Raw genomic sequence first — 24,403 nt, forward strand, 5'->3', positions numbered from 1 at the left:
AAAAGGTAAAAAGGGTAAGAGGTAGTAATATTGCGATTTATAAAAAGACTTATTATTGGTTTCGTAATGGTTATCATATTAGGGATTTGTCTCTATTGTTACGCGAGACTGATTGAACCCAATATGCTACTAAAAAAGAGTTATTCAGTAACAGTACCGAAAGATGTTAAGGAATTAAAAATTGTATTTTTTACAGATACCCATTTTGGTAAGTATTATCCTCAGGAAAAGATAACAAGACTAGTAGATTTTATAAACGAACAAAAACCAGATGTAGTTATCTTTGGCGGAGACTTAATCGATAGTTACAATAGAGACCAAGAGTTAGTAAATATTGAGGAATTAAGTAAAAGCTTAAAGAAAATAAAGGCATCCTATGGAAAAATCGCAGTCTATGGCAATCATGATTATGGCGGGGGAGCAGAACCAATTTATGAGAAAGTTATGACAGATGGTGGATTTAAGATATTAAGAGATAGTGAATTAACTTTATCCGATTTAAATTTATCCATTATAGGTTATGATGATTACTTGTTAGGTAGTGTGGATCCTAATCGCTATCAGTTACCAGATGCACCATTTCGTATTGTTGTCACACATGAACCGGATGTAATAGATAATATTAAAGCAAATGGATCCTTACTTGTACTTGCAGGTCACTCTCATGGTGGACAGGTGACTATACCATTCATGAAAGGGGTATTACGTCCAGGCGCAGAAAAATACATTAAGGGACAATATGACTTAAAGGAAACAATTACTGGATGCGATGCTACTATGATTGTTAGTGAAGGTATCGGTATGACATTAAAACCGTTTCGTTTTTTAAATCCTCCTAACATTGTTGTAGTCTCTTTAAAACACAAATGATAAATAGGCAGTCTCAAGAAGTTTCACTTTTTGAGGCTGTTTTTATAACAAGAAAAGAACACTTTTCGAGCTTTTCCTTTATGATTATGTTTCCCTAGCTTTATAATTGGGTGCAGCAAAAAGCTTTTCACCTATTGTTTACGATACATTCACCGATATTAGAACTAGAACGAATTAAAAGTGTACAGTTTTATTGTGTATCATTTCTGGCGGTGTTCAAGCAACCGCTTTACTTGGTGATCAAAAGTTAGAAGCACTTGTTTACTTTGTAATTGCTAGAACCGGTGGAAAAGATTCTTGAAAATTAGTTGCACTTAATAAGTACACTGGTGAAACCGTATGGAGTGTTGATGTGGCAAATTACGGTTGGTCTAGCCCGATTGCTCTATATGATAAAGACGGGAATGGATATGTAATTCTTTGTGATTCCACAGGAAATATGTATATGGTAGATGGAGTGTCGGGAGAATTATACGATACGATTAATTTAGGTAAAATGAGGCTTCCCCAGCAGCCTTTAATAATTCAATCGTGGTTGGAACAAAGGGACAAAAAATATATGGTATTACCGTAAAATAGATACCTATTTGGAAAGTATTATCCGCAGAAAAAGGTAGATTAATGATGTCCGTTCAAGTTGAACTTTTACATAAATAAGATGTTCAGCTACCACAGCTATTTAGAGATAATGTAGTGTTTTAAGGAGCAGTCCAAAAGGGATTATTACCTTTTAGACTGCTCCTTTAATGTGGTTTGATTGCAGAGAATAAATTTAATTGAATTCAATTAGCCTATTCCGATATACAGGTAAGAGATTTAATTCCATGGTTGTACTTTAGTCTGAATTGGAATATTAGGTTGCTTTAGGGCTTCTTGCATAAGGATAAAGAAATAAGTATCTTGGCATCCTTCTGCAAAAGAATAAAAGTCTTTTCCAGTTATTATATATTCATGCATACCTAATAAACAATTTACCATGGCAATTTCATCATCTGTGAATCTAGCATGGTATAAAGGATTGGTGTACAGGCATTCATTACCTAAGTTTATAGAATAAGTTGACAAAGTATTAATATCCTCTGTAATTTCAAAAGTCTGTACTAATGGATGGTTGTCACTAGTCAGTGAACGAACCGTGAGGTCATCTATTTCACCTCTAACCCCTTGAATATTTAAATGGCGAGTACGAATTTTAGAGCGGTATTGTACGTCCGAAGTAAAATCATAGTATGCTATCTTACCACTTTCAAATTCAAAAGTGTAACGTGCACGATTAACTGAAATAATGTCACCATCTGTTCGTATTCCGTATCTAGAATCCGTTACTGTTACAGGAAATTTATAGTTTTTTCCATAAATTTGTGCTGTTTCAAAGCCTACATTTAATAATTTACGCATTAGACTTACACCATGATAATCATGAGCCCAGGATATATTTAGATTACTTACTTCACCTAAAATATTCTTCTCAAGCACTTTTAACTTAGCTTGATACATTGGATGAAGAAAATATTGTTCGGCTATTTGAATTTTAGTATTATTAGCTTTAACATTATCCCACAATCTTATAAGAACATCATATTCTACAGCCGGAGGGGTTTCCACTAGCATAGGAATGTCATAGGGAATGAGTTTTGTTATCATGTCAGCATTTGCGTCCCTACCAATAGCAATTACTACGAAATCAGGCTTTGTTGATAAACAATCTTTAATCGTTAAAGAAGTAGGTATATTATAAATCTTGGAAAATTCCGATGCTTTTTCAGGGTTACGAAATAGAACAGATGTAATTTCGAATTGGTCAGGCAAAGCTAGACCAACCCTTAAAAATGCCATGGCACGGTATCCGTTACCAATAATTGCGTATTTAATTTTACTCATTTTAACCTCCACATTTGAATTCCTTTGAATGTCTTATGTTTATATTCTATAGTCGCCTCTATACTAACACAATATTTGTGAAAAATAAATACACTATTCTGTTATGTATAGAATGAAAATCTATTCGCGCTGAGCAATGGTAGGAAAAATCAACTTATGAAAGTACCACATAATAACAGACTTCTCTATCAAGATGTAACAAATAAGTATCAATATTATATGCTAAAGAATGGAAAAGGATCTAAATTAAATTTTACGTCAAATAATGAGAACTAAATTTTGGATAGAAGAGGAAATAATGAATTTTTGAATTCTTTCATTTTGGTATTAAAAAACTTAGCTTGTATTGTACTATGTCATGAATTAATTTACCAAAGCATAGTCCTATGGTATAATATGACTATCATGTAAATTTATAGTATATTGTGGATTTGATTAAACAAATTCAAAATTTATATATAAAATTGATGATAGCAATGCTTCGCTTGAAAAAGACTTTCATAAAATAAATCATCAAGCCTAGATAAAATCAATAAAAAATGATAAAGCGCTCTTCGCCAACCTTTCTTTGTCATGAATTAGCTTTCCTAGAAAGTTTTGGAACGCCGTAACTACAAATTTAGGATGCACATTAGGCGGCGCAGAAATGAGGTAACAGATGGAAAAGCCTTACTGTGATGAACCAGAGAATCCTATAAAAATTGAAATACCGGAGTTAGTTGTTGAATGGCAGGAGAGTGAGATTACATACGAATCTAATACCTTAGATTTGTATGTCGATCCTGAACAGATTCCTAATAATTTCATTCCCTTGGTAAAGTTTTATAAATGGAAAAAAGATGGTGTACATATAACGATTATAGGAATAATCCTAAGTATTTTCTTAATGTTAGGATTTCTTTGGTATGATATTTATGAGCCATTGAAATCAAAATCCGTTTTGAATTCTTTGGAAAATATATATTCGTACAGAATCAAAAAAGATAATAATTCAGTTTGCATTATCTTAGATGAAGATGCTAACGTATTATATGAAAAAATAGCAAATGAGAACTCTACCTATCAAGATGATATTCTTAGTCAAAAAATCTATTGGTATTTAACAGAAAATAATAAATTATTTTATCTAACCAGCAAAGGCAGCCAAATGGTTACTGATAACGTAATTGAGTTCCTTCCCTCTAGCGATGGTTTAAAAGTATATTATATTGTTAATCAAGATGACAGTTCTTCTCTGTATGAATATAAACTTGAAAGCGGTACTTCCATACTAATTGACAATAATGTTGTAGAAAGAGATTTTTGTATATCACCTGATAGTAAAGTGTTAGCATATCAGAGGAAAACGACAGAGGATAATGTTACAGAAACTTATTTTTATAGCCAAGGTAAGAAACAGCTAAAAGCAACTAATGTGATTCCTGTTGCCTTATCCAACGAGGGGGCACTATTCTATTATGTACAGAATGAAAATCTTTTCGTGCAGAGCGATGGAGTTGAAAATCAGCTTATAAAAGTACCAAATAATGATTTGTCTAATTTAGAACTTTTTTTTAATCAGAACCATACAGAGTTACAATATACAGAATATCAATATCCGAATAATATATATCCTAATTATATATATCCGAATTATAAATATCTCATAAATAAATTTTTAGCAGCACAATCTCCACTCAATCGAGATTGGTATATATCAACGAATGGAAAAACCGGAGTAAAACTTAAAGAATACGAAATATTTGATATTTCATTGTATCTAAAGTATGGAGGATATATTAATCACTGGTATAATCATACTTACACATCTAATATCACTCATTTGACTGAAATACTAACATTTACGAAAAGTTTAAAATGTCGTGAATTGCTTGATACTACGCTATACTACAGCTATGGATTAATTTCGGATAACAAATTATTTTGTCTGGCTGATGGCTCTGTATATTTTATGGAATATCAAGCAGATAACCCCGACAAAATTATAAAAATTAGTGAAGACCTATGCGTTAAACAATTAGTAACTTCGGTAGACAATAGCTTTTGTTATATGCTTACTGTAGAAGGTAATTTATATCAATATGATCTAAACGGTAACCTCAAATGGCGTTTGGATCATGTAGCTGAAATAATTCAAATCTATTTGCGAGGTAAAGAAGAGTTTTGCTTCGCTAGAATAAATCCTCAGGGTCCTGATCTAAGCTCAGTATCAATTTACCAGTTATGTTACCGAAAAGATGACAATACTATCGTTAATGTAGAGGGAGCAGGCTATATAAAAATTGAAAATTCGCAAGGTCGACTTCAAGACAGACTTCTCTATCGCGATGCAATGGATGATAATCAATATTATATGCTAAAGAATGGGAAGGGTATCAAAGTAAATTTTCCGTTAAGTAGCGAGAACTAATTTTAAAAATAGAAGAAGCAATTATGGAACTTATCAAAAAGCACACTACACTTTCTCTTCCTTGTCATAAATTAAGTTTTCCTGACAAGTTTGAGACATCGCTGCAGCCACAACTTAAGGTACACAAAGTGCTGCGCAGAAATGAGGTAATGGATGGAAAAACCTAACTGTAATGATTCTGAGATTCCAATAAAAATCGAAATACCGGAGTTAGTTGTTGAATGGCAGGAGAGTGATATTACCGAGAATTCCGAATCTAACCCCTCTGATTTTTTTATTGATCCTGAACAGATACCTAATAATTTTATCGCTTTGATAAAGTTTCAGATATGGAAAAGATATAATATACATATAACCATCGCAGGGATATTCATAAGTATATTCATAATGATAGGACTTCTTTGGTATGATATTTATGGACCTTTGAAATCGAGGTCAGTTTTTGATACGAATACTTGGGAAAATATTTATCCATACTGGATTCAAAAAGATAATAAATTTGTTTACCTTATCTTAGATGAAGATGCTAATGTAATATATGAAATAGATGCACATGAGAAACTTCCTTATCAAGAACCTTTACTAAATCAAAAAATCTTTTGGTATTTAACAGAAGATAACAAATTATTCTATCTGACCAGCAAAGGCAGCCAAATGGTTGCTGATAATGTTATTGAGTTCCTTCCCTCTAAAGATGGTTTAAAAGTATATTACATTGTTAAACAAAATGACAATTCATCTCTGTATGAATACAAGCTTGAGGGAGATTCTTCCGCAATAATTGACTATAATGTTGTGGAAAGAGATTTTTGTATTTCCCCAGATAGTAACATGGTAGCATATCAAAAGCTAAGAACCGATGATAATGTTACAGAAACTTATTTTTACACTGAAGGTAAGAAACAGCTTAAAGCAACTAATGTAATACCGGTCTCCTTATCCAATGAGGGGACACTATTTTATTATGTACAGGATGAAAATCTATTCGTGCAGAGCAATGGTAGAAAAAATCAGCTTATAAAAGTGCCAAATAATAATTTATCAAATTTAGTACTTTTTTTTAATCAAAACCATACAGAATTGCAATATTCAGCAATACCAAATTCAATTGATACTAATTGGTATCAAACAAGCAATGGTAATTCTGGAGTAAAGCTTAAAGCGTACGAAATATTTAGATATTTATTATATCAAAAATTCGGAATTTATTGTAATAATTGGAATGTCATGCTTACATTTAACATCCCTCATTTGTCTGAAATAAAAACATTTACGAAAGACTTTACATATCGTGCTTGGCTTGATAATACGAAAAACTACACCTATGGATTAATTTCGAATAACAAATTATTTTGCTTGGCTGATAGGGATGTATATTTTATGGAATATCATCCAGATAGATCCGGCAATATTATTAAAATTAGTGAAGACCTATCCGTTAAACAATTAGTATCTTCAGTCGATAATAGCTTTTGTTATTTACTTACAGAAGAAGGAGATTTATATCAATATGTAAACGGTAATCTCAAATGGTGTTTAGATCATGTAGCTCAAATAATTCAAATCTATTGGGATGGTGAAGAAGAGTTTTGCTTCGCTAGAATAAATCCTCAGGGTCCTGATTTAAGCTCAGAATTGATTTACCAGTTATGTTACCGAAAAAAAGACAATACTATCATAAATGTTGAGGGAGCAGACTATGCGAAAGTTGTAAGTTCTTCATACAGACTTCTATATCGAGATGTAATGGATAATAATCAGTATTATCTGCTTAAGAATGGGAAGGGTATCAAAGTAAATTTTCCGTCAAATAGCGAGAATTAAATTATTATTATAGATTATTAAACCTAAATACAAAATGATTAAAAACAGCACGCTACACGTACTTCTCCTTATCATGAATTAAGTTTACCTGACAAGTTTGAGGCTATACTGTAACACAAACTTAAGGTACGAAAATGGCGACGCAGAAATGAGGACAGATGAAAAAAACTTACAATGATGAACTAGATAATTCTATAAAAATTGAAATACCAGAGCTAGAGGTTGAATGGCCAGAGATTGACATTACCAACGAATCTAATAATTCCGATTTGGCAATTGATCCTGAAAAGAATCCTAATGATTTCATTCCTATGGCAAAGTATCATAAATGGAAAAAATATAGATTACATATAACAATAGCAGGGATAATCCTAGGTATGTTCTTAATGACAGGATTTATTTGGTATAATATTTATGGACCATTCAAATCAAAATTAGTTTTTGACTTGAACGCTTTGGATAATATTTATTCATACTTGATTAATAAAGATAATCAAAATGTTTACCTTATCTTAGATGAAAGTGCCGATGTATTGTATGAAGAAAATACCAGCGATAATTCACCATATCAATATTCTGTATTAAATCAAAAAGTACATTGGTATTTAAAAGAAAATAAATTATTCTATCTAACCAGCAAAGGCAGTCAAATGGTTACTGATAATGTAATTGAGTTCCTTCCTTCTAGAGATGGATTAAAAGTATTTTATATTGTTAATCAAGAAGACAATTCATCTCTGTATGAATATAAACTTGAGAGTGATTCCTCTGTACTAATAGATAATAATGTAGTAGATAGAGATTTTTGTATATCACCTGATAGTAACATAGTAGCATATCAGAAGCTAACAACCGAAAATAATGTTACAGAAACTTATTTTTATACTCAAGGTAATAAACTATTAAAAGGAACTAACATGATTCCAATCGCCATATCCAATAATGGAACACAATTTTATTATGTACAGAATGGAAATCTAATTGTGCAGAGCGATGGTTTTAGAAATCAGCTTATGAAAGTACCTAATAATGATTTGACTAATTTACTACTTTTTAATCAAGACCACACAGAATTAGAATATATAAACGATAATAATTGGTATCTCTCAATGAATGGAAAAGCCGGAGTAAAACTTAAATATTATGAAATACTTAATGTTTCATGGTATTTAAAATTTGGAGTATATCTTAATTACTGGAATACCATTTTTACATTTAATATCCCTCATTTGTCTGAAATACAAACATTTACGAAAAGTTTAACATATCAAGATTGGCTTGATAATACGAAAAAAAGCTATGGAATAATTTCAAATAACAAACTATTTTATTTGTCTGATGGAGCTGTATATTTTATGGAATCTCAACCAGATAAACCTGATAAAATCACAAAAATTAGTGGAGATTTATACATTAAACAGTTAGTTCCTTCAGAAGACAATAGCTTTTGTTATGTTCTTACTGTAGTAGGCGATCTATATCAAATTGATATGAACGGAAATCAAAAATTATGTTTAAATCGAGTTACTGAAATATTTCAAAACTATTGGCAAGGTGAAGAAGAGTTTTACTTCGGTAGAAAAAGTTCTCGTACTATCGTATCTAGTTCAGGATCCTTGTACCAGTTATTTTACCGAAAAGAAGACAATACAATCACTGAAGTAGAGGGAGCAGACTGTGTAACTATTATTAGTGATCAATATAGAGTTATCTATCAAGATGTTGCGTATCAATCAGATTATTATTACTATATGCTAAAGAATGGGAAGGGTATCAAAGTAAATTTTCCATTAAATAGCGACAATTAAATTTTAATGATAGAAGTAGTAATTATGGAGTTCATAAATAAATACTATTTGGGAAATAAAAAATAAAAAATTATTGAATTGTTAAGAATAGTTCTGTAGAAAACATATTATTATATGTAAACTATTTTTTAACTCATCCTTAATTCAGATATAAAATATACGCTAAATCAAAGGATTTTATAATATAAAAAATCAAATCCAGATAAAAACTATAAAATAAAAAAAATGCACGCTTCGTGTTCATAAATTTGTACTAGATTAAGTTTTCCTTACAATTTAAGAGACTAAACTGCAACATAAAACGCAAATAGCGGAGCAGAAATGAGGACAGATGAAAAAAACTTACTGTGATGAACTGAAAAATTCTATAAAAATTGAAATACCTGAGCTAGAAGTTGAATGGTCGGAGATTGACAATACCAAAGAATATAACAAATCCGATTTGAATTTTAATCCTGAACAGGGTCCTAATAATTTTATGAAAAATCATAAATGGAAAAAATATAAATTACATATAACAATCGCGGGGGTACTCCTTAGTATTATCTTAATACTAGGATTTCTTTGTTATGAAAATTACGGTACACCGAAATCAAACTCGGTTTTTGATTTAAATACTTTGGATAATCTTAATTCTTACTGGATCAAAAATGATAATAGAAAATATAGTTACCTTATCTTAGATGATGATGCTAATGTATTATATGAAAAAAGTGCATTTGAGAAATTGCCTTATCAATATCCAATTTTTAATGAAAAAATCCATTGGTATCTAACAGAAGAAAATAAATTATTCTATTTAACCAGCAAAGGCACTCAACTGGTTGCTGAGAATGTAATTGAATTCATACCCTCTAGAGATTGTTTAAAAATATTCTATATTGTTAGTCAAGACAATAATTCATTTCTATATGAATATAAACTTGAGGACGGTTCGTCCGTACTAATTGATAACAATGTTGTAGAAGAGGACTTTTGTATTTCACCTGATAGTAACATAATAGTTTATCAGAAGAATACAGCTGAGAATAAAGCTACAGAAACTTATTTTTATGTACAAGGAAAGAACCAATTAAAAGGTACTAATATGATTCCTATCGCTTTAACAAATGAGGCGACATTATTCTATTATGTTCAAAATGAAAATCTATTTGTGCAAAGCAATAGCAGTAAAACTCAACTTATGAAAGTACCAAAAAATGATTTGTCTAATATACGACTTTTATTTAATCAATTTAACTCAGAATTACAATATTATTTCGATAATACATGGTATCTATCAACGAATGGAAATACCGGAGAAAAACTTAGCGAATATGAAATATCTAGTTAAATATGGAATCTAACATTTGGTGTATATTATAATAACTGGAATCCTATTTATACATATAATATACCTCATTTGCTCGAAATACAAACATTTACCAGGAGCTTGCCGTATTGTGATTGGTTTACGGATATTGAAAACTACGCCTATGGAATAGTTTCGAATAACAAATTATTTTGTTTGGCTAATGGTTCAGTATACTTTATGCAATCTCAACCAGATAAACCCGGTAAAATTGAAAAAATTAGTGGAGACCTATCTATTAAAGAGTTAGTATCTTCTGTAGACAATAGTTTTTGTTATGTGATTACTGAAGAAGGTGATTTATATCAAATTGATATAAATGGAAATCAAAAATGGTGTTTAGATCAAGTTATTGAAATATTTCAGAACTATTGTCAAGGTGAAGAAGAGTTTTACTTCGGCAGAAAAAGTCCTCATACTATCGTTTCTGGAGCTGGAACGATACTCCATCTATTTTATCGAAAAGATGATAATACAATTGTTGAAGTAGAGGGGGCAGACTGTGTGACTGTTTTAAGTAGGCCATTTAGGGTTTTCTATCAAGATGCTACGTATAAATCAGATCATTTCTTCTATATGCTAAAGAATGGGAAGGGTATCAAAGTAAATTTCCCGTCAAATAGCAAGAATTAAATTTTAAAGATTGTAGAAGTAATTATGGGCCTATATATTTTATTTTGTAAATTAGATAATTTAGCTTATATTGTTATAGATCATGAATTAATTTTCTAGAGTATTGTTTGTTGAATACATATTAATATTATGTAAACTATGTCTAGAATTTAGTAGATTAAAATCTTTGATATAAGTTCATGTTAACAATACTTCGATAAATTAGAAGACTTCATACTGTAAAGTATTATTCTTTAATTAAAAACATTTAATAGCTTTGATAAAAGAAAAAGAACGATACAGAATTTTCGCTCGTATTCTCTGTCAACATCATAAAATTTTGGAAGCCAAATGCCAATTTCCATTGTCAGGTTAATTCCCTTCGGCGGGTAATAGGACTCACTTATAGCTTCTGCAAAAGCTTTTCGATCATAATAAATAATCTGTAGTTCGCCTTGATAAACGAAGTCGAACCAACCTAACTTCAGATAATGCTTATTATGTGTAAACTAATCTTTGAGCATATTTTCAAGTTCAAGGATATTTACACCGACATCGCTTTGTTTATGCGCATCAGAAGCTGTAGCAATTTTTACATTATTTTTTTGAAAAACAGATAGCAATTTTGTATTCAAACCTAATTCCAAATCCGAGCAATAATTTAGCCGTAGACCACCACTATTTTCAGCATACATACCATGTTTACATAAAAGAATAGATAATTCATTATAATAATCTGTCAAGTCAATATCAGGTGTGTAACCAAAGCATTTGATTGAATCAGGATGCGAAAGACCAGTGAAAAGACCACTTTCGCATAATTGGAACATTATGCTATAATACCTTTTATAAACCTCGTTTACGTTCATACTTTTCCAAAGGTCTTTCTGTCCTGAATGGTCAAATCCCCAACCATCAATCCAATGTACAGAGCCTGTAAGAAAATCAAACTCATATTCGTCAAGAATGCTTGCAAGTACGTCAGCAGTTTCAGGAATATAACAAACTTCAAGACCAAATTTAACTTTTACAGGGTATTGAGTATCCTTTACCGTTTCTATAAAATTAATATACTCTTTTATCGAACTATTCATTTTTTTACATATCCAGTTACGCTGATAATCGTTGTATTTCTTTATTGGTTCGTATACTTTCTCAAACTCAATGAATTGGTGGGTATGTTCAAGCAAGTATATTTCATCAAGCCCTGTATTTTGAGCGGTTTTGATAAAACCCTCAAAAAAATCAATATTATAACCTCCACCATTTCCATGTAAAAAATGCACATGGACATCTCGCATTATCCTACACCCCCCCATTATATAAATCTTCAATTCGTAGTTGCTAACTATAACGAATTTGTTTGTATGGTAATATTATACATTTACTTTTACTTTATATCAATTACTTTGTCAAACAAAGCCATTCATTAAAATATCAACACTAAGTTGTGACAGAGCCAAAAATAAAAAGCACATTCATTTTCGATACATTTAGAAATAATGGATGTGCTTTTTTATTAGATTCTATTAAGAATTCACTTCGTTGGCAGTCTGTAGAATGTTCTTCCAAAGGTGTTTTGCAATTATTTCCCTTTATACAATCATTTTTGTAGGAACATCCTTTTCTTTGTCATAATCCATGTTTTCTATTCTTCCGATATCTTGCTGGTACTTGCGAGTTTTGGATATTTCATAATTAGCAGGTTTAATAAAAGAAGTTTGTCCATTACTTTCGAGAAATAAGTAGTTTTCTTCGCTTTCATATCCAGCATCTGCGGTTATCTTTTTATATTTAAATATCAGGTATTCCTCAGCCTCTTTTAAAAAGGGAATAAGAGTTGTTGTATCAGTTGGCTGTGGTCCAATCATAAGCCAGGTAATATATTCAGAATCAACACCATGCTGTAGATTGAACGCAGGTTTTAACTGTCCATTCCCCATTGCATCTTCTTTCATTCTTATAAATGTAGCATCATGGTCCGTCTTTGAATAACTATTTCTTTCGCCACAAATATGTATCTTTTGATTGTATTCTTTTAACTTTGAGAGATATTCCTCTAGTGTTTCAATGCTCTTTTGAAGTGGGGACTTTCTCTTGCCGATTCCATGAACAAAGACAAGGTTCTCACTTTCTTTTAATGCATAAAGCTTCTTCCTCAGTTTTTTTACATGCTTCATTTTTACAGTATTTCCATAGACTATTTTTATATCATACAGTTGCTCACATTCAGCCATTAAATCTGCCAGTTTTAGAAGTAGCTTTGCTTGATTCTTTGAAACAGCTTTTTTCCCATACAAATGTATATTTATTGGCACATGCCTCTATTTTTGTACCATCAATAAAGATGGTCTCACCAGATATTTCACCTAGATCATAAAGGTGGTTAGACATTTCAGCTAGGATACGCTTTGAACAAGGTGCAAAATGAATGCTTCGAAATCTTGCAAAGGTTGCATGGTCGGGAGCATTGGCACCTTCTAAAAGAAACATGAAATTAATATCCCTTTTGCATTTAAGCTCCATGGAGCGTGAAGAATAATCACCATTCATGTATGAGTAAAGTACAATCTTTAGAAGTGTTCTTGGCGATACAGAATTTTCTCTTACTCTTTCGTAAGTAGAATATAGGTCAGTTAAATTCATATCCTCCACAAACTGACTTAGTAATCGAACTGAATCATCTTCTGAGATTATACATTCAAGATTTAGCGGAAGTTTTAATTGATATCCACTCTGAAATGAAGTATAATTTTTAGGTAAATTATTTTGTAATCGCATACTAATAGTTTACCATAAATCCCTTACTTTTCGAAGTTTGGGATTTATTTTTTTGCATTGAAAAGGAGCTGCGCACTAATACTTAGTGCGACAGCCCCTTTTTAGTGGTTTGATTATATAATTTTTACCTTATATAACATAACGGTCTCTTTGATCTATAGAAAGACAAGCAGCAGTAAGAAAGTAATTGAGTGGAATATAGGGTGGAGTAATTAGGGTTTTAAATTAGATATATTTAATTAGGGGTTGTAAATGCTTTCTTGTGTGAGTAATTAGGGGTTGTAAAGTTAATAATACTTGTTATATGAGTTATTAGGGGTTTAATGTTAAATAAAGTTATTTTGTTGTTGCCTGTGCAGCAAATTTCTGTTTTGCTTCGTCGATTTTTTGCTGTTCTGCAGCTGGTGTTGGATAATATCCTTTTTCATGCATTACATTAAATACATCTACTTGGATTTTATGCTCTTGATCTAGACATTGTAAAATTGTACTTCTTAATCCATCATGAAGACATTCATTTGCAAATGTGTTGTAATGATCTGTTGCAGCCTTTTCAGTACATAATGCATCAGTTAAAATTTCTTTTTCTTTAAAATTTCCTACCATTGAGTAACCTCCTTACTGTAGATGAGAATATATTGCATTATAGTGACCCTGATGTTTTGCAGATATATCTAACATTTGTTGCTTTATCTGTGGGTCTTCGCTATGCTCAGCTAGCATTTGAAACTTTTTAATTAATAATTCTTCTTCTGATAAGATGTCTTGAACACATGAGAGTTCTTTCGCTGTTAAATTCATAATTGCCTCCTTTATAATGTTTAGTCACAAAGTTAGTATCTCTCTTTCTCAAATAGTAATACAACGTAAATTCTTATAAATAGACCTTTTCTTGTTAATTCAGACAAAGAAAACCTTATATAAATAACCATTTATTACAATCAAATGATAGAAAATATAAGCTAGATTCAAGCTTTTAAATTTTGGGGCTTTTATAATCATGTAATTAACTTGGTTAATTTTAGTTTTATTTCCTAATTTTAAATATGATTTATTCTAAAATATTTTTTTTGGATCCTAATTTTCAAAAGATTCTAAAATAACAAACTAGTTTATTCAAAATTTTAAAATTACCAAAATAATTCATATTTACTTTGTACCTATTAAGACATATTTATTTTGTTTCTATTAATCTTTTATTTTGTTTCTATTAATCATTTATTCTGTTTCTATTAATCATATTTATTCTGTTTCTATTAATCATAATTATTTGGGACTATATTATTTTCTATTATATCTATCTCTTGTACAGTATTTCAAAATTTTTCATAGATTCTAATAGCATTCATATTGTATAATATTAGTATAGAAATTTTATCAGCAGAAGTTAAGAAATCATGCGGTTCCAAAAAATTGTTTTTAAAATAAAAGGCGTTAGAGCGCGCCGGAATGGAAGTTCATATGGAAAATCAATTTAGAGTTGCTGTTATACAAGCAAACTATCCAAGTAGTAAATGCGAGATTAATACAAAGGTAGGTTTACAATATATAAAAAATGCGAAAAAAATGGGTGCTGATTTAGTTCTATTTCCAGAGTGTTGGTTACATGGATATCAATTTCCAATCATAAAAGATTGTCTTAGTATATCTGATATGTATGAAATGGATCAATGCGATGAAACCATGGAGTGTATCAAACAGAAAAAAAGCTATCAAGAATGGGTAAATCAAGCAGTCGATGAAGAAAGTGACTATGTAAAGCAATTTTGTTCGGTAGCAAAGGAATTGCATATCGGAATCGTATTAACTGCTTATACCAAAGGCATCCAAAAGCCAAGAAATAGTGCAATGGTAATTGATAAGAATGGAAACATTATAATGACTTATAGCAAAGTACATACTTGTGATTTTTCTTTAGAGTCATTGGTGGAGAGCGGAGAGGAATTTAAAGTTTGTGATTTTCATGGTATTAAGTTAGGAGTTATGATATGCTATGATAGAGAGTATCCCGAAAGTGCTAGAATGCTTATGTTAAAAGGTGCTGAAATAATCGTAGTCCCAAATTCTTGTGGTGGAATGAAACCTAGAGTACAAGCACTTTCAACGAGAGCATATGAGAATATGACAGGCGTAGTGATGGCAAACACAGCCTTTGAGAATGGTGGAAATTCTTGTGCATTCCAGCCAATCGCATGGGACAAAGATGGAAAAGAACAGGAGATGGCGCTGTTTGTTGCAGATGCTACAAGTGAGAAGATCTATATGGCCGAATTTGACATGGATGCCATAAAAGATTATCGAAGCAGCGAAATGATGGGGAATACATTTCGAAAAGTAAAGGCTTACGCTGGATTTTTAGATAATGTTGTGGAACCACCATTTGTAAGAAATCGCTGGGTAGAGTAATAATACAGCTATATTAAAAATAAAGGATATATATTTCTAGTTTAGTTAATGGAATTATATATCATAAAACAGGAGTGAAAACATGCAGATAACATTAATGCAATATGAAGATGAAAATAAAGAATCAAAAATAACCGCAATTTTAGAATATGGTAAATTATCAGTCTGTGGCTATGATGTATATAAGCCATCCTCAAGACTTCCAGAAGGTAGTGAATATGAGTATGAAACTTCTTTAGATTCTTTTAGTACGAAGCAATTACTTGATTTAATTGCATCTGGAAAAAATGAGGAAGAAGCTCTTGAAATTTTAAAAACAATGTTTCAAGGCAAGGGGGCTGATATTAAGTTCCAGGCATATTGTCTAGAACATGAAATTGAAACTATTTGTTATTCACATTTTGATGACTAATACATTAAGATGTTATAGGTAGGAATGAAATTAAAAGAAATTATATGTTATTGTAAACCTTTCAGTAAGTGGCTAAAAAATAAATCATTTTGTTGTATATTATGAAAATATAGAACCATTGCTATTAGCTGAAATGCTAGATAATTATTCTCTTCCAGAAAGTCGTGAAAAACATAGTTATGGGACTGGAACGGCTGATAGTTTAAAGATGTACAAAGGATTGATATATAGAGATGCTTGCATGTTATTTATACCATATTTAGTCGACGAATATCAATTTCCAGATGTTCCAGATTTAGAACTATATATTAATAATATAAAATAAAAATGATGCTATTTTTATCGTATATTACTTTAAAAAGCTAATTGCATATGGAGGGTAAATGAAGAATTTAGGTACAGTTACGATTGAAACGAAACGATTATTATTAAGGCCATTTCGAATAGAAGATGCAAATGCAATGTATACAAATTGGGCTAGTGATGATGACGTAACAAAATACTTAATGTGGCCGTCACATAAAAGTGAAGAAGTTTCTAAAGAATACATAGAATACTTAATCAAGAATTATGAGAATGAAGAAGTATATTGCTGGGGTATCGAGCTAAAAGAACTTCATCAATTGATTGGTTCTATCAGTGTAGTACAGCAAAATCCTGAAATCGAAAGTGCACAGATTGGGTATTGTATCGGTAAACCTTGGTGGAAGCTTGGTATAACAACGGAAGCATTTCGTGCTATAATACAATTTTTAATGGATGAGGTTGGTATAAATCGAATAGAAGCAAGGCATGATATAAAAAACATATCCTCAGGTAAAGTTATGGAGCATTGCGGATTGAAGTTGGAAGGTATACATCGGCAATCAGATAAGAATAATCAAGGCATCTGTGATGCCGCTTGGTATGCGCTTTTAAGGGAAGATTATAAGAGAATGATATAATAGAAGAAAAATACATTCATATAAAAAATGAGAGTAGTATAAAAAAGTTTAAGAAATTGATATTAGAAAATAGTATTAGAAGTAGCACAAGAAAGTAGCATAGTAAATCATAATAAGAAGTGGTATAGAAAATAAGTATTAGAAAATAGTCGATGTGAATTAAAAGAACTAAAGAGAAAGCAATAATAAATGAAAAACATAATCGAAAGGGGCTCTTTATGATTGATATAATAATAGGTTTTGTATTTTTATTGCTAGGCTTTAATTGTTACTTTTCCGAAAAAAATAATCCTTTGGCTTATAAATCACTTCAGCTAAATTCTCATCCATCTATTTGGAAATGGACCAATCGATTTTTTGGAAGATGTTTGATAGGCGGTTCTTTATTGTGTTTTATATCGTTTTTTTTTACTTCGAATGAATAAAATTGATGAACGTAAATTACTTTCTTTCATTGAATTATATTATATTGTATTATCATTCATAGCTACTGAAATTTACGCATTTGTTAAGAAAAATTCATTAAAGCAAAAATAATAAGTATTCTACGCGAACTTTTACTTATCATAGATAATGGTTGAAAAACGAGAAAATTTCCAATTTGATGATAGTTGAATTTGTAGTAAATAAAGAAAGAACAAGAGAATGTTAGACGTATACTTGAACCTTTTAATATTAACTAGCATATGATTTAGTAAAATCATAAGTAGGTATCATATGGATAATGATATAATATCATTCCAACTGCAACAACCGTTCAGGCAAGAAGAGGCAATTCGTGTTTCTGATGCTAGAATTGAGCATATCACAAGAAGTTCTAGCCGAAATGGCATAGTCACAATATCTTATGATGATAGAGTAAATAGAAGATTCAATGAGCTGGTCGCACTGATTGTTTCCCCATCAACAGCAATACAGAGTATTTCTGGTCGACGAGTAGATCTAAATGATCTACGCGTTGGTATGAGAGTAAATGCTATCTTTTCCTCTAGAATGACACGAAGCATCCCGCCTCAAGCAGCAGCATTTTTAATTGTCGTTAATGATAGAAGAGAGCGTAATGAAGTTACAGAAGGAAGCATAATAGATGTCAATTTACGTAATAGAACTCTTGATATTAGAGAAACGAGACCTGGTAGAGTTGAATTTGTAGATGAAAGATTTTCTGGAGGTCCAGGCAGAAACCGCACCACGTTTCAAATAACAAATTCAACTAGGATCGAAGATCGTAGAGGCAGAAGAATTAATCTTAGTAATATAAGGAGAAATGATAGAGTACGAGTTGAATTTAGAGTTGTGAGAGAACCACGTAGGCCTGACCGTAATGTTGCTCTTTTCATTCAAGTACTGTAAATTCATAAAACTCAATTAATAATCATTTTTAATTAGATTATTGAAATAAAAAATTTCGCATTGCACATTTTCATAAATTAACAAAGAATGTATTAGTTTATGAACACCTTTTTTAATATTTCATTTTGTAATAGTTTTAAAAGTTTTTATAAAAGTATGAAGTATAAAAGACTGGATTTTTTAGTTCCAGTCTTTTTTATATGCCTACTCAGTTAAAATTTTACTTTTATTCAAAATCTCATCCTATAGCTTTATATTCTTCATTTACGCACTTTGCTGTTCTTGTCATACGAAATTACCTAATTTCTATTTAACCATGCTTAAAATCGATTTTAGAGCGTGGTTAATTTTTACATATCTTAAAAATGACAGATTTTTTTTTCTTTATATTAAAATGTTATTAATACGTAGTCTAACGTAATCCAAGTAAGGTATCTAAGATGAATCATAAGATATCTAAAATAAATTCTAAACATCTAAAATTAATACTAAGATAGTATTTCTGTATCCATCAATAAAGTTCGTATAATCATCATTATACGAACATGTCTGATTTTAAGCCTGTTTCAGAGATGGCATTTATATTATACGAACTTTAGTATTGTTATTTAACGAACTTACATTTATAATAGAAGATAGTAAAGAAAGGATATGTAAAAATGGCAAACAAAAAAACTTTAGCATTAACAAGAGAGCAATACATATTAATTATTCAAACAATCAAAGAGGGATTTATAAGAGAAGATGGTAGTGTATTTAAACCAAACGAGAGATTAGCTACCATATTAACATTAGAAGCTAATTTAGGAATTCGAATTTCCGATATACTTCAACTAAAATTAACTAGTATCGTAAAAGACGGTGATCGATACCGTTTGGATATCATAGAACAAAAAACCGGGAAAAAAAGAGAATTCACTGTAATGTTAGAAATCTATACTTTTATCCAGGAGTATGCATTGAATTTTGGAATTAGTCCTAGAGCAAAGTTATTTGATATTTCCGAACGTGCGGTTCAAAAACAATTAAAGATTGCTGCAGATCATTTAGGTTTACAAGGTATATCCACTCACTCGTTTCGTAAATTCTTTGCTACTGAAATTTACTTAAATAATAATGCAAACATAGAGTTAGTACGAATTCTATTACAACAATCCTCAAGTACAACAACCCAGCGTTACATTGGTATTCAACGACAAGATATAGAACAAGCATTAGCAAATCATATATGTTTAGTTTAATTAACATGTTTAGTTTAATTAACGTTCATAGTATACATTCCATTCTAAAAGTGTATGCTGTCAAATTCAAATTTAAATTGATGATTTTCGAACAATTGTTCTTCCGTGTAAAAAAGTACACATTACTTTATAAATAATCAGGAGATATCAATGGAAGAGTGTAGACTTACAATGAAAAGCTGCTGCCAAGAACGTTTTTCACCAGTTATAGCAGAGATTAATAGAATATTAATTTCAAAACAAGCCACAATCCTAGTCGCTATTGATGGATAATAGATCACAAAAATAGGTTGAAAAAATAAAGTTTTTTCAACCTATTTTTAGAAAATCGTGATATTGTAGTTATTCACTTATCTTTTTATCAGCAGCACAGATAAATCATTCACATTCGTACCCGTAGGACCCGTCATAATTAATCCATCGCATGCTTGTAATGCATAATAAGCATTATTCTGTTCTAGGGTATCAAATATTGATATCCCTCTTTCTTCAAGTGCTCTCTGTGTATTAGTATCAACATAACCCCCTGCAGCATCCGTAGGTCCATCGGTACCATCAGAACCTATGGAAAATATCGCAACATCCTGCAAACCAGCAATTCCCACTGCAGATGCTAATACTAATTCTTGATTTCTACCACCTAATCCATTGCCTTTTAGATGAACAACTGTTTCACCGCCGGCAATAAAGGCGAGAGATTTTTCTGTATTATTATAATGCTGTGCGATAGAAGCGAGAAAACTACCGGCCTCCCTAGCCTCACAGCTAAGACTGCTAGTTAATACAATTGGTTCATAACCTAATTCCTCACATTTTCTTTTTGCAGCTTCACAAAGTTGTGATACACTTCCTGTAATTTCTGTTGTAACATTATTTAATTCATGAATAGGTTCTATACTTAATAATTCATTGATTTCCTTTGAAACCGTTAATCCATATCTTTTTAAAATCTCTCTTGCTTGTTCAGAAGTGGAATTATCCGGATAAGCTGGTCCTGATGCAATCATATCTAGTGGGTCCCCAATAATATCCGATAATACAACGGAAAACACCTTAGCTGGCTCACATAACTTTGCGAATTTACCACCTTTAACAGCAGATAAACGTTTCCGTATGGTATTCATTTCGACAATATTAGCACCACTGGCAAGTAATTCTTTTGTTAAGTTCTCAAGCATTTCATTAGGAATCAAAGGCTTTTCAAATAGTGCCGAACCACCGCCAGAGATGAGAAATAGCACTGTATCCTCAGATGTTAGTCCTTGTACTAGCTTGATTGCTTCTTCAGTAGCTTTGAATGAATTTGCATCTGGAACCGGATGCCCTGCTTCATAGATACGGACATGAGGCAAATTTCCTTTCGCGTGGTCATACTTTGTAATAACTACGCCATCGTCAATTCGGTCACTAAGTATTTCACAAGCGGTCTTTGCCATAGACCAAGCAGCTTTGCCAATTGCTATAAGCAGTAGCTTGCCGTCTGAAAATCCATGTCCCTCTAAAGCTTTTTTTACTGCATTGTCTGGAAGTGCTGCTTTAATCGCTGCATCAATTATAAGCTGTGCATCATTTCTAATATTCAAGAAAACGGCTCCTCTCAAATTAATTTTTTTAGAAAGAACGCCAAAGCGTATGCTCTGGCGCGCTTAAAGTATATGTATATTTAACGAATGAATAGATAAACAATATAAACGTTGATGATTGCGGCAATACCCATGATAAGAGTTCCCAATGTCTGAGTCTTATATCCATCTTCAACTTTCATCTCACCAAAGTTAGTAACTACCCAGAAATAACTATCATTTGCATGTGAAACTGTCATCGCACCTGCGCCAATTGCTATTACTGTTAAAGCTGCAAGTGGAGAAGTAGCAAGGCCAATTGTTGATAACATTGGTGCAATAATACCTGCTGTAGTTGTTAAAGCAACTGTAGATGAGCCTTGAGCTGTTTTTAATATTGCAGCTAATAAGAATGGGAACAATAATCCCAAAGTAGCTAACGCATTCGAATTTGATTTAATAAAATCTACCATTGAAGTAGAAGCGATTACATTACCTAAAACACCACCAGCTGCAGTAATGAATAAAATTGGTCCAGTTACTTTTAAAGTATCATTAGTGATTTCATTAAATTCTTTTGATTTCTTCTGACTAACCAGGAGGATTAAGCCAAATATAACACCTACTGCGATAGCAATAATAGGAGTACCAAGGAAAGTGATAACTGCTACAGATTTTCCAGCCATTGCAAGAGCAGAGGAGAGGCCCATAAGTACAATAGGAAGAATAATTGGAGCAAAAGATAAGAATCCGCTCGGTAGTTTTCCATAGCTAGCTACTAATTCTTCATATGTTTGAACGATTTCACCGCCATCATTATCTGCTTCATCCATCGCTTTTACTTTCTTTCCAATATACTTTGCAAAGAAGTAACTTACAATTAAAGGTAAGATAGAACAAATAGCACCAAAAAACATTACTAATAATAGATTTGTATCTTGTCCAAGGCCTTCATAAAGTGTATTTGCAGCAGCAATAGGACCTGGTGTAGGTGGAATAAAGCAATGTGAAATATAAAGTCCCATGGAAAGAGCTACTGTACAAGCAACAGAAGACTTCATTGTACGTTTTACAAGTGCCTTGCGAATAGGATTTAAAATTACAAAACCACTATCGCAGAAAACCGGAATTGAAACAATCCATCCCATAATAAGCATTGCCAATTCAGGATTTTTCTTACCAACTAGACGAACAACGCAGTCAGCCATCTTAAGTGCTGCACCTGTCTTTTCAAGCAATGTACCAATTAATGCACCTAAAATGATTACGATACCAATACTCTTGAAAGTATTGCTAAATCCCGTACCAATGACACCCGGAATGTCGGTAAGCGGAATTCCTGCAACAATTCCAAACAATAGAGATATGGTCATAATCGAGATAAATGGGTGAATCTTTAGCTTCGAGATTGCAACAATCATAATAATAATTGCAATGACAAAAGCAATAATTAATGGTATACCTGACATAACAAAATCCTCCTTCAATATGTTTGGATAATCCAACGTAAACCACCAAGAATTATCTTATTCATATCTTACATGAGAAAGGAAATATTCACAATGTCGTAGGTACCAAATATTATTGTTAATCATTGTTACAGAGAACATATTTAGAAGCATATTCTCTGTTTTCGTGTACATTGAAGAATTCTAGGCCACAAGATGTAAAAAAAATAAGTATCAGATGTCACCCATATAATTATAAAATTATTTTAATGAACATAACTATGAATTTAGAATATATATGGTCTCCATCGAGTATTCATAATATTATTATGTAAACTATCTGGTACTAGCTTAAGAATATTATCAGTAAGCAAAGCAGAATAGTATTGATGATTTCATTCAGCTTTTTTCCATATATGATTATGAACACTTAAGAAATATGTCTTTATGATATTTCAGTTTTAATAATACTTAAAATTATTTTTTGATATTTTAGTATCAACAAATACTTAAAGAAAATATCAAGTTCCCAGTTTAATCCAAATACCGCAATGATTGACATATAGTCAGCAATGAATGAAAAGCACATATTTACTGATTATGGTAACATGGAAATAACAAAAGCTGATCGGACACATCATTTAACAATTCATTATAGCAAACATATTTATAAAAGTGAAATAAGAAGTTATTAATTTCGTTAAAAAAAGGAGGGGTTTACAAAGATAATATGCAAATAGTGTGTAGGTAAGCGGTAGCAAAACTAATTAATTAGGAGGGGAATATAATGTTTAAATTAAATAAGAAAGTTTTTGCATTAGTTTCTGTAATTGCATTAGGTTTTTCTAGCTTATTTACATCAACTGCTCATGCAGCAACTGATTACTGGCAGAATTGGACTGATGGTGGTGGAACAGTGAACGCTACCAATGGTTCTGGTGGTAACTACAGTGTTAACTGGACGAATTGTGGTAATTTTGTTGTAGGTAAAGGTTGGGGTACTGGAAATGCATCAAGAGTTGTAAATTACAATGCTGGTGTATTTTCACCATCTGGTAATGGTTATTTAACTTTCTATGGTTGGACGAGAAATTCACTCATTGAATATTATGTTGTTGATAGTTGGGGTACTTATAGACCAACTGGAACTTTAAAGGGTACAGTTTCTAGCGATGGTGGAACATATGATATTTATACAAGTACGAGAACTAATGCACCTTCCATCGATGGTACTCAGACTTTCCAACAATACTGGAGTGTTAGACAGTCTAAGAGAGCTACCGGAAGTAACGTAGCAATTACTTTTAGTAACCATGTTAATGCTTGGAAGAGTAAAGGAATGAACTTAGGAAGCAGCTGGGCTTATCAAGCATTATGCGTAGAAGGATATCAAAGCAGTGGTAGTGCTAATGTAACGGTTTGGTAACAAATCTGTTCCTAGTAGCAAACACCATTTGATCATTAACAATTATAAATAGTTAAATTTTGATTAGCTGTCTT

Annotated in this window: 20 protein-coding genes and 1 pseudogene; 14 read left to right on the plus strand and 7 right to left on the minus strand. The window is 31.5% G+C overall.

Translation table 11 applies throughout. From position 1 onward, the window contains the following. Positions 1–30: 30 nt before the first annotated feature. Positions 31–870 (plus strand): metallophosphoesterase, encoded by an 840-nt coding sequence (locus tag CPHY_RS10790; protein WP_012200109.1) that lies wholly within the window; start codon positions 31–33, stop codon positions 868–870. A gap of 352 nt (positions 871–1,222) precedes the next feature. Next, positions 1,223–1,444 (plus strand): hypothetical protein, encoded by a 222-nt coding sequence (locus CPHY_RS22135; protein WP_012200110.1) that lies wholly within the window; start codon positions 1,223–1,225, stop codon positions 1,442–1,444. Between the two features lie 242 nt (positions 1,445–1,686). Here the strand turns inward: CPHY_RS22135 and CPHY_RS10800 are convergent, their stop codons facing one another. Beyond that, complete coding sequence (locus CPHY_RS10800; RefSeq protein WP_012200111.1) at positions 1,687–2,751, minus strand: Gfo/Idh/MocA family protein; 1,065 nt, start codon at positions 2,749–2,751, stop codon at positions 1,687–1,689. Between the two features lie 658 nt (positions 2,752–3,409). On the opposite strand from CPHY_RS10800, the gene CPHY_RS10805 reads away from it, so the two are divergent. The 5 genes from CPHY_RS10805 to CPHY_RS22145 all read left to right on the plus strand — a co-directional run bounded on the left by CPHY_RS10805 (position 3,410) and on the right by CPHY_RS22145 (position 10,777). Beyond that, the gene (locus CPHY_RS10805) at positions 3,410–5,161 is read left to right on the plus strand and encodes a hypothetical protein (protein WP_012200112.1); all 1,752 of its coding nucleotides are present in this window, start codon (positions 3,410–3,412) and stop codon (positions 5,159–5,161) included. Positions 5,162–5,314: 153 nt separating this feature from the next. Beyond that, entirely contained in the window at positions 5,315–6,985 is a 1,671-nt protein-coding gene (locus CPHY_RS10810; RefSeq protein ID WP_012200113.1) for a hypothetical protein, read from the plus strand. Positions 6,986–7,143: 158 nt separating this feature from the next. Further along, positions 7,144–8,793 (plus strand): hypothetical protein, encoded by a 1,650-nt coding sequence (locus CPHY_RS10815; RefSeq protein WP_012200114.1) that lies wholly within the window; start codon positions 7,144–7,146, stop codon positions 8,791–8,793. Between the two features lie 331 nt (positions 8,794–9,124). Next, the gene (locus CPHY_RS22140) at positions 9,125–10,126 is read left to right on the plus strand and encodes a hypothetical protein (protein WP_041703516.1); all 1,002 of its coding nucleotides are present in this window, start codon (positions 9,125–9,127) and stop codon (positions 10,124–10,126) included. Positions 10,127–10,324: 198 nt separating this feature from the next. Continuing rightward, complete coding sequence (locus tag CPHY_RS22145; RefSeq protein ID WP_242657942.1) at positions 10,325–10,777, plus strand: hypothetical protein; 453 nt, start codon at positions 10,325–10,327, stop codon at positions 10,775–10,777. 488 nt (positions 10,778–11,265) lie between these two features. On the opposite strand, the gene CPHY_RS10830 is transcribed toward CPHY_RS22145, so the two are convergent. From CPHY_RS10830 to CPHY_RS10845, 4 genes and pseudogenes are all read right to left on the minus strand, one after another. After that, positions 11,266–12,057 (minus strand): PHP domain-containing protein, encoded by a 792-nt coding sequence (locus CPHY_RS10830; RefSeq protein ID WP_012200115.1) that lies wholly within the window; start codon positions 12,055–12,057, stop codon positions 11,266–11,268. 256 nt (positions 12,058–12,313) lie between these two features. Next, positions 12,314–13,537 (minus strand): annotated as a pseudogene (locus CPHY_RS22560) (transposase); the annotation flags it as partial. 336 nt (positions 13,538–13,873) lie between these two features. Beyond that, entirely contained in the window at positions 13,874–14,143 is a 270-nt protein-coding gene (locus CPHY_RS10840) for a spore coat protein (RefSeq protein ID WP_012200116.1), read from the minus strand. A 12-nt stretch (positions 14,144–14,155) separates the two neighbouring features. Then, positions 14,156–14,338, minus strand: coding sequence for a hypothetical protein (locus CPHY_RS10845; protein WP_012200117.1), 183 nt, complete (start codon positions 14,336–14,338; stop codon positions 14,156–14,158). 660 nt (positions 14,339–14,998) lie between these two features. Between CPHY_RS10845 and CPHY_RS10850 the strand changes: the two genes are divergently transcribed. The 6 genes from CPHY_RS10850 (at position 14,999) to CPHY_RS22330 (ending at position 20,166) form a co-directional block, all read left to right on the plus strand. Next, complete coding sequence (locus tag CPHY_RS10850) at positions 14,999–15,943, plus strand: carbon-nitrogen hydrolase family protein (protein WP_157668706.1); 945 nt, start codon at positions 14,999–15,001, stop codon at positions 15,941–15,943. Positions 15,944–16,025: 82 nt separating this feature from the next. Then, the gene (locus CPHY_RS10855) at positions 16,026–16,355 is read left to right on the plus strand and encodes a hypothetical protein (protein WP_012200119.1); all 330 of its coding nucleotides are present in this window, start codon (positions 16,026–16,028) and stop codon (positions 16,353–16,355) included. Positions 16,356–16,738: 383 nt separating this feature from the next. Beyond that, on the plus strand, positions 16,739–17,299 hold the full coding sequence (locus CPHY_RS10860) for a GNAT family N-acetyltransferase (protein WP_012200120.1): 561 nt from the start codon (positions 16,739–16,741) through the stop codon (positions 17,297–17,299). A 717-nt stretch (positions 17,300–18,016) separates the two neighbouring features. Further along, positions 18,017–18,652, plus strand: a complete 636-nt coding sequence (locus CPHY_RS20820) for a hypothetical protein (protein WP_012200121.1) — start codon at positions 18,017–18,019, stop codon at positions 18,650–18,652. Positions 18,653–19,311: 659 nt separating this feature from the next. Then, positions 19,312–19,893 (plus strand): tyrosine-type recombinase/integrase, encoded by a 582-nt coding sequence (locus CPHY_RS10870; protein WP_012200122.1) that lies wholly within the window; start codon positions 19,312–19,314, stop codon positions 19,891–19,893. A 150-nt stretch (positions 19,894–20,043) separates the two neighbouring features. Further along, positions 20,044–20,166, plus strand: a complete 123-nt coding sequence (locus CPHY_RS22330; RefSeq protein WP_278183978.1) for a hypothetical protein — start codon at positions 20,044–20,046, stop codon at positions 20,164–20,166. Between the two features lie 77 nt (positions 20,167–20,243). Here the strand turns inward: CPHY_RS22330 and CPHY_RS10875 are convergent, their stop codons facing one another. Both CPHY_RS10875 and CPHY_RS10880 read right to left on the minus strand, forming a co-directional pair. After that, the gene (locus CPHY_RS10875; RefSeq protein WP_012200123.1) at positions 20,244–21,476 is read right to left on the minus strand and encodes a glycerate kinase type-2 family protein; all 1,233 of its coding nucleotides are present in this window, start codon (positions 21,474–21,476) and stop codon (positions 20,244–20,246) included. 80 nt (positions 21,477–21,556) lie between these two features. After that, positions 21,557–22,924: a GntP family permease gene (locus tag CPHY_RS10880; protein ID WP_012200124.1), complete on the minus strand. Its 1,368-nt coding sequence runs from the start codon at positions 22,922–22,924 to the stop codon at positions 21,557–21,559. Between the two features lie 766 nt (positions 22,925–23,690). Between CPHY_RS10880 and CPHY_RS10885 the strand changes: the two genes are divergently transcribed. Further along, positions 23,691–24,329: a glycoside hydrolase family 11 protein gene (locus CPHY_RS10885; RefSeq protein ID WP_012200125.1), complete on the plus strand. Its 639-nt coding sequence runs from the start codon at positions 23,691–23,693 to the stop codon at positions 24,327–24,329. Positions 24,330–24,403: the final 74 nt, after the last annotated feature.

It is taken from the genome of Lachnoclostridium phytofermentans ISDg (genome assembly GCF_000018685.1).
GTDB lineage: Bacteria > Bacillota > Clostridia > Lachnospirales > Lachnospiraceae > Lachnoclostridium > Lachnoclostridium phytofermentans.

Excerpts from the sequence above, each read along its gene's own strand:
- CPHY_RS22140 (WP_041703516.1), top strand. The coding sequence starts at position 9,125 with ATGAAAAAAACTTACTGTGATGAACTGAAAAATTCTATAAAAATTGAA.
- CPHY_RS10840 (WP_012200116.1), bottom strand. The coding sequence starts at position 14,143 with ATGGTAGGAAATTTTAAAGAAAAAGAAATTTTAACTGATGCATTATGT.
- CPHY_RS10805 (WP_012200112.1), top strand. The coding sequence starts at position 3,410 with ATGGAAAAGCCTTACTGTGATGAACCAGAGAATCCTATAAAAATTGAA.
- CPHY_RS10850 (WP_157668706.1), top strand. The coding sequence starts at position 14,999 with ATGGAAAATCAATTTAGAGTTGCTGTTATACAAGCAAACTATCCAAGT.
- CPHY_RS10830 (WP_012200115.1), bottom strand. The coding sequence starts at position 12,057 with ATGCGAGATGTCCATGTGCATTTTTTACATGGAAATGGTGGAGGTTAT.
- CPHY_RS10885 (WP_012200125.1), top strand. The coding sequence starts at position 23,691 with ATGTTTAAATTAAATAAGAAAGTTTTTGCATTAGTTTCTGTAATTGCA.
- CPHY_RS10810 (WP_012200113.1), top strand. The coding sequence starts at position 5,315 with ATGGAAAAACCTAACTGTAATGATTCTGAGATTCCAATAAAAATCGAA.
- CPHY_RS10870 (WP_012200122.1), top strand. The coding sequence starts at position 19,312 with ATGGCAAACAAAAAAACTTTAGCATTAACAAGAGAGCAATACATATTA.
- CPHY_RS10860 (WP_012200120.1), top strand. The coding sequence starts at position 16,739 with ATGAAGAATTTAGGTACAGTTACGATTGAAACGAAACGATTATTATTA.
- CPHY_RS22145 (WP_242657942.1), top strand. The coding sequence starts at position 10,325 with ATGCAATCTCAACCAGATAAACCCGGTAAAATTGAAAAAATTAGTGGA.
- CPHY_RS10855 (WP_012200119.1), top strand. The coding sequence starts at position 16,026 with ATGCAGATAACATTAATGCAATATGAAGATGAAAATAAAGAATCAAAA.
- CPHY_RS10880 (WP_012200124.1), bottom strand. The coding sequence starts at position 22,924 with ATGTCAGGTATACCATTAATTATTGCTTTTGTCATTGCAATTATTATT.
- CPHY_RS22330 (WP_278183978.1), top strand. The coding sequence starts at position 20,044 with ATGGAAGAGTGTAGACTTACAATGAAAAGCTGCTGCCAAGAACGTTTT.
- CPHY_RS10845 (WP_012200117.1), bottom strand. The coding sequence starts at position 14,338 with ATGAATTTAACAGCGAAAGAACTCTCATGTGTTCAAGACATCTTATCA.
- CPHY_RS10800 (WP_012200111.1), bottom strand. The coding sequence starts at position 2,751 with ATGAGTAAAATTAAATACGCAATTATTGGTAACGGATACCGTGCCATG.
- CPHY_RS20820 (WP_012200121.1), top strand. The coding sequence starts at position 18,017 with ATGGATAATGATATAATATCATTCCAACTGCAACAACCGTTCAGGCAA.
- CPHY_RS10815 (WP_012200114.1), top strand. The coding sequence starts at position 7,144 with ATGAAAAAAACTTACAATGATGAACTAGATAATTCTATAAAAATTGAA.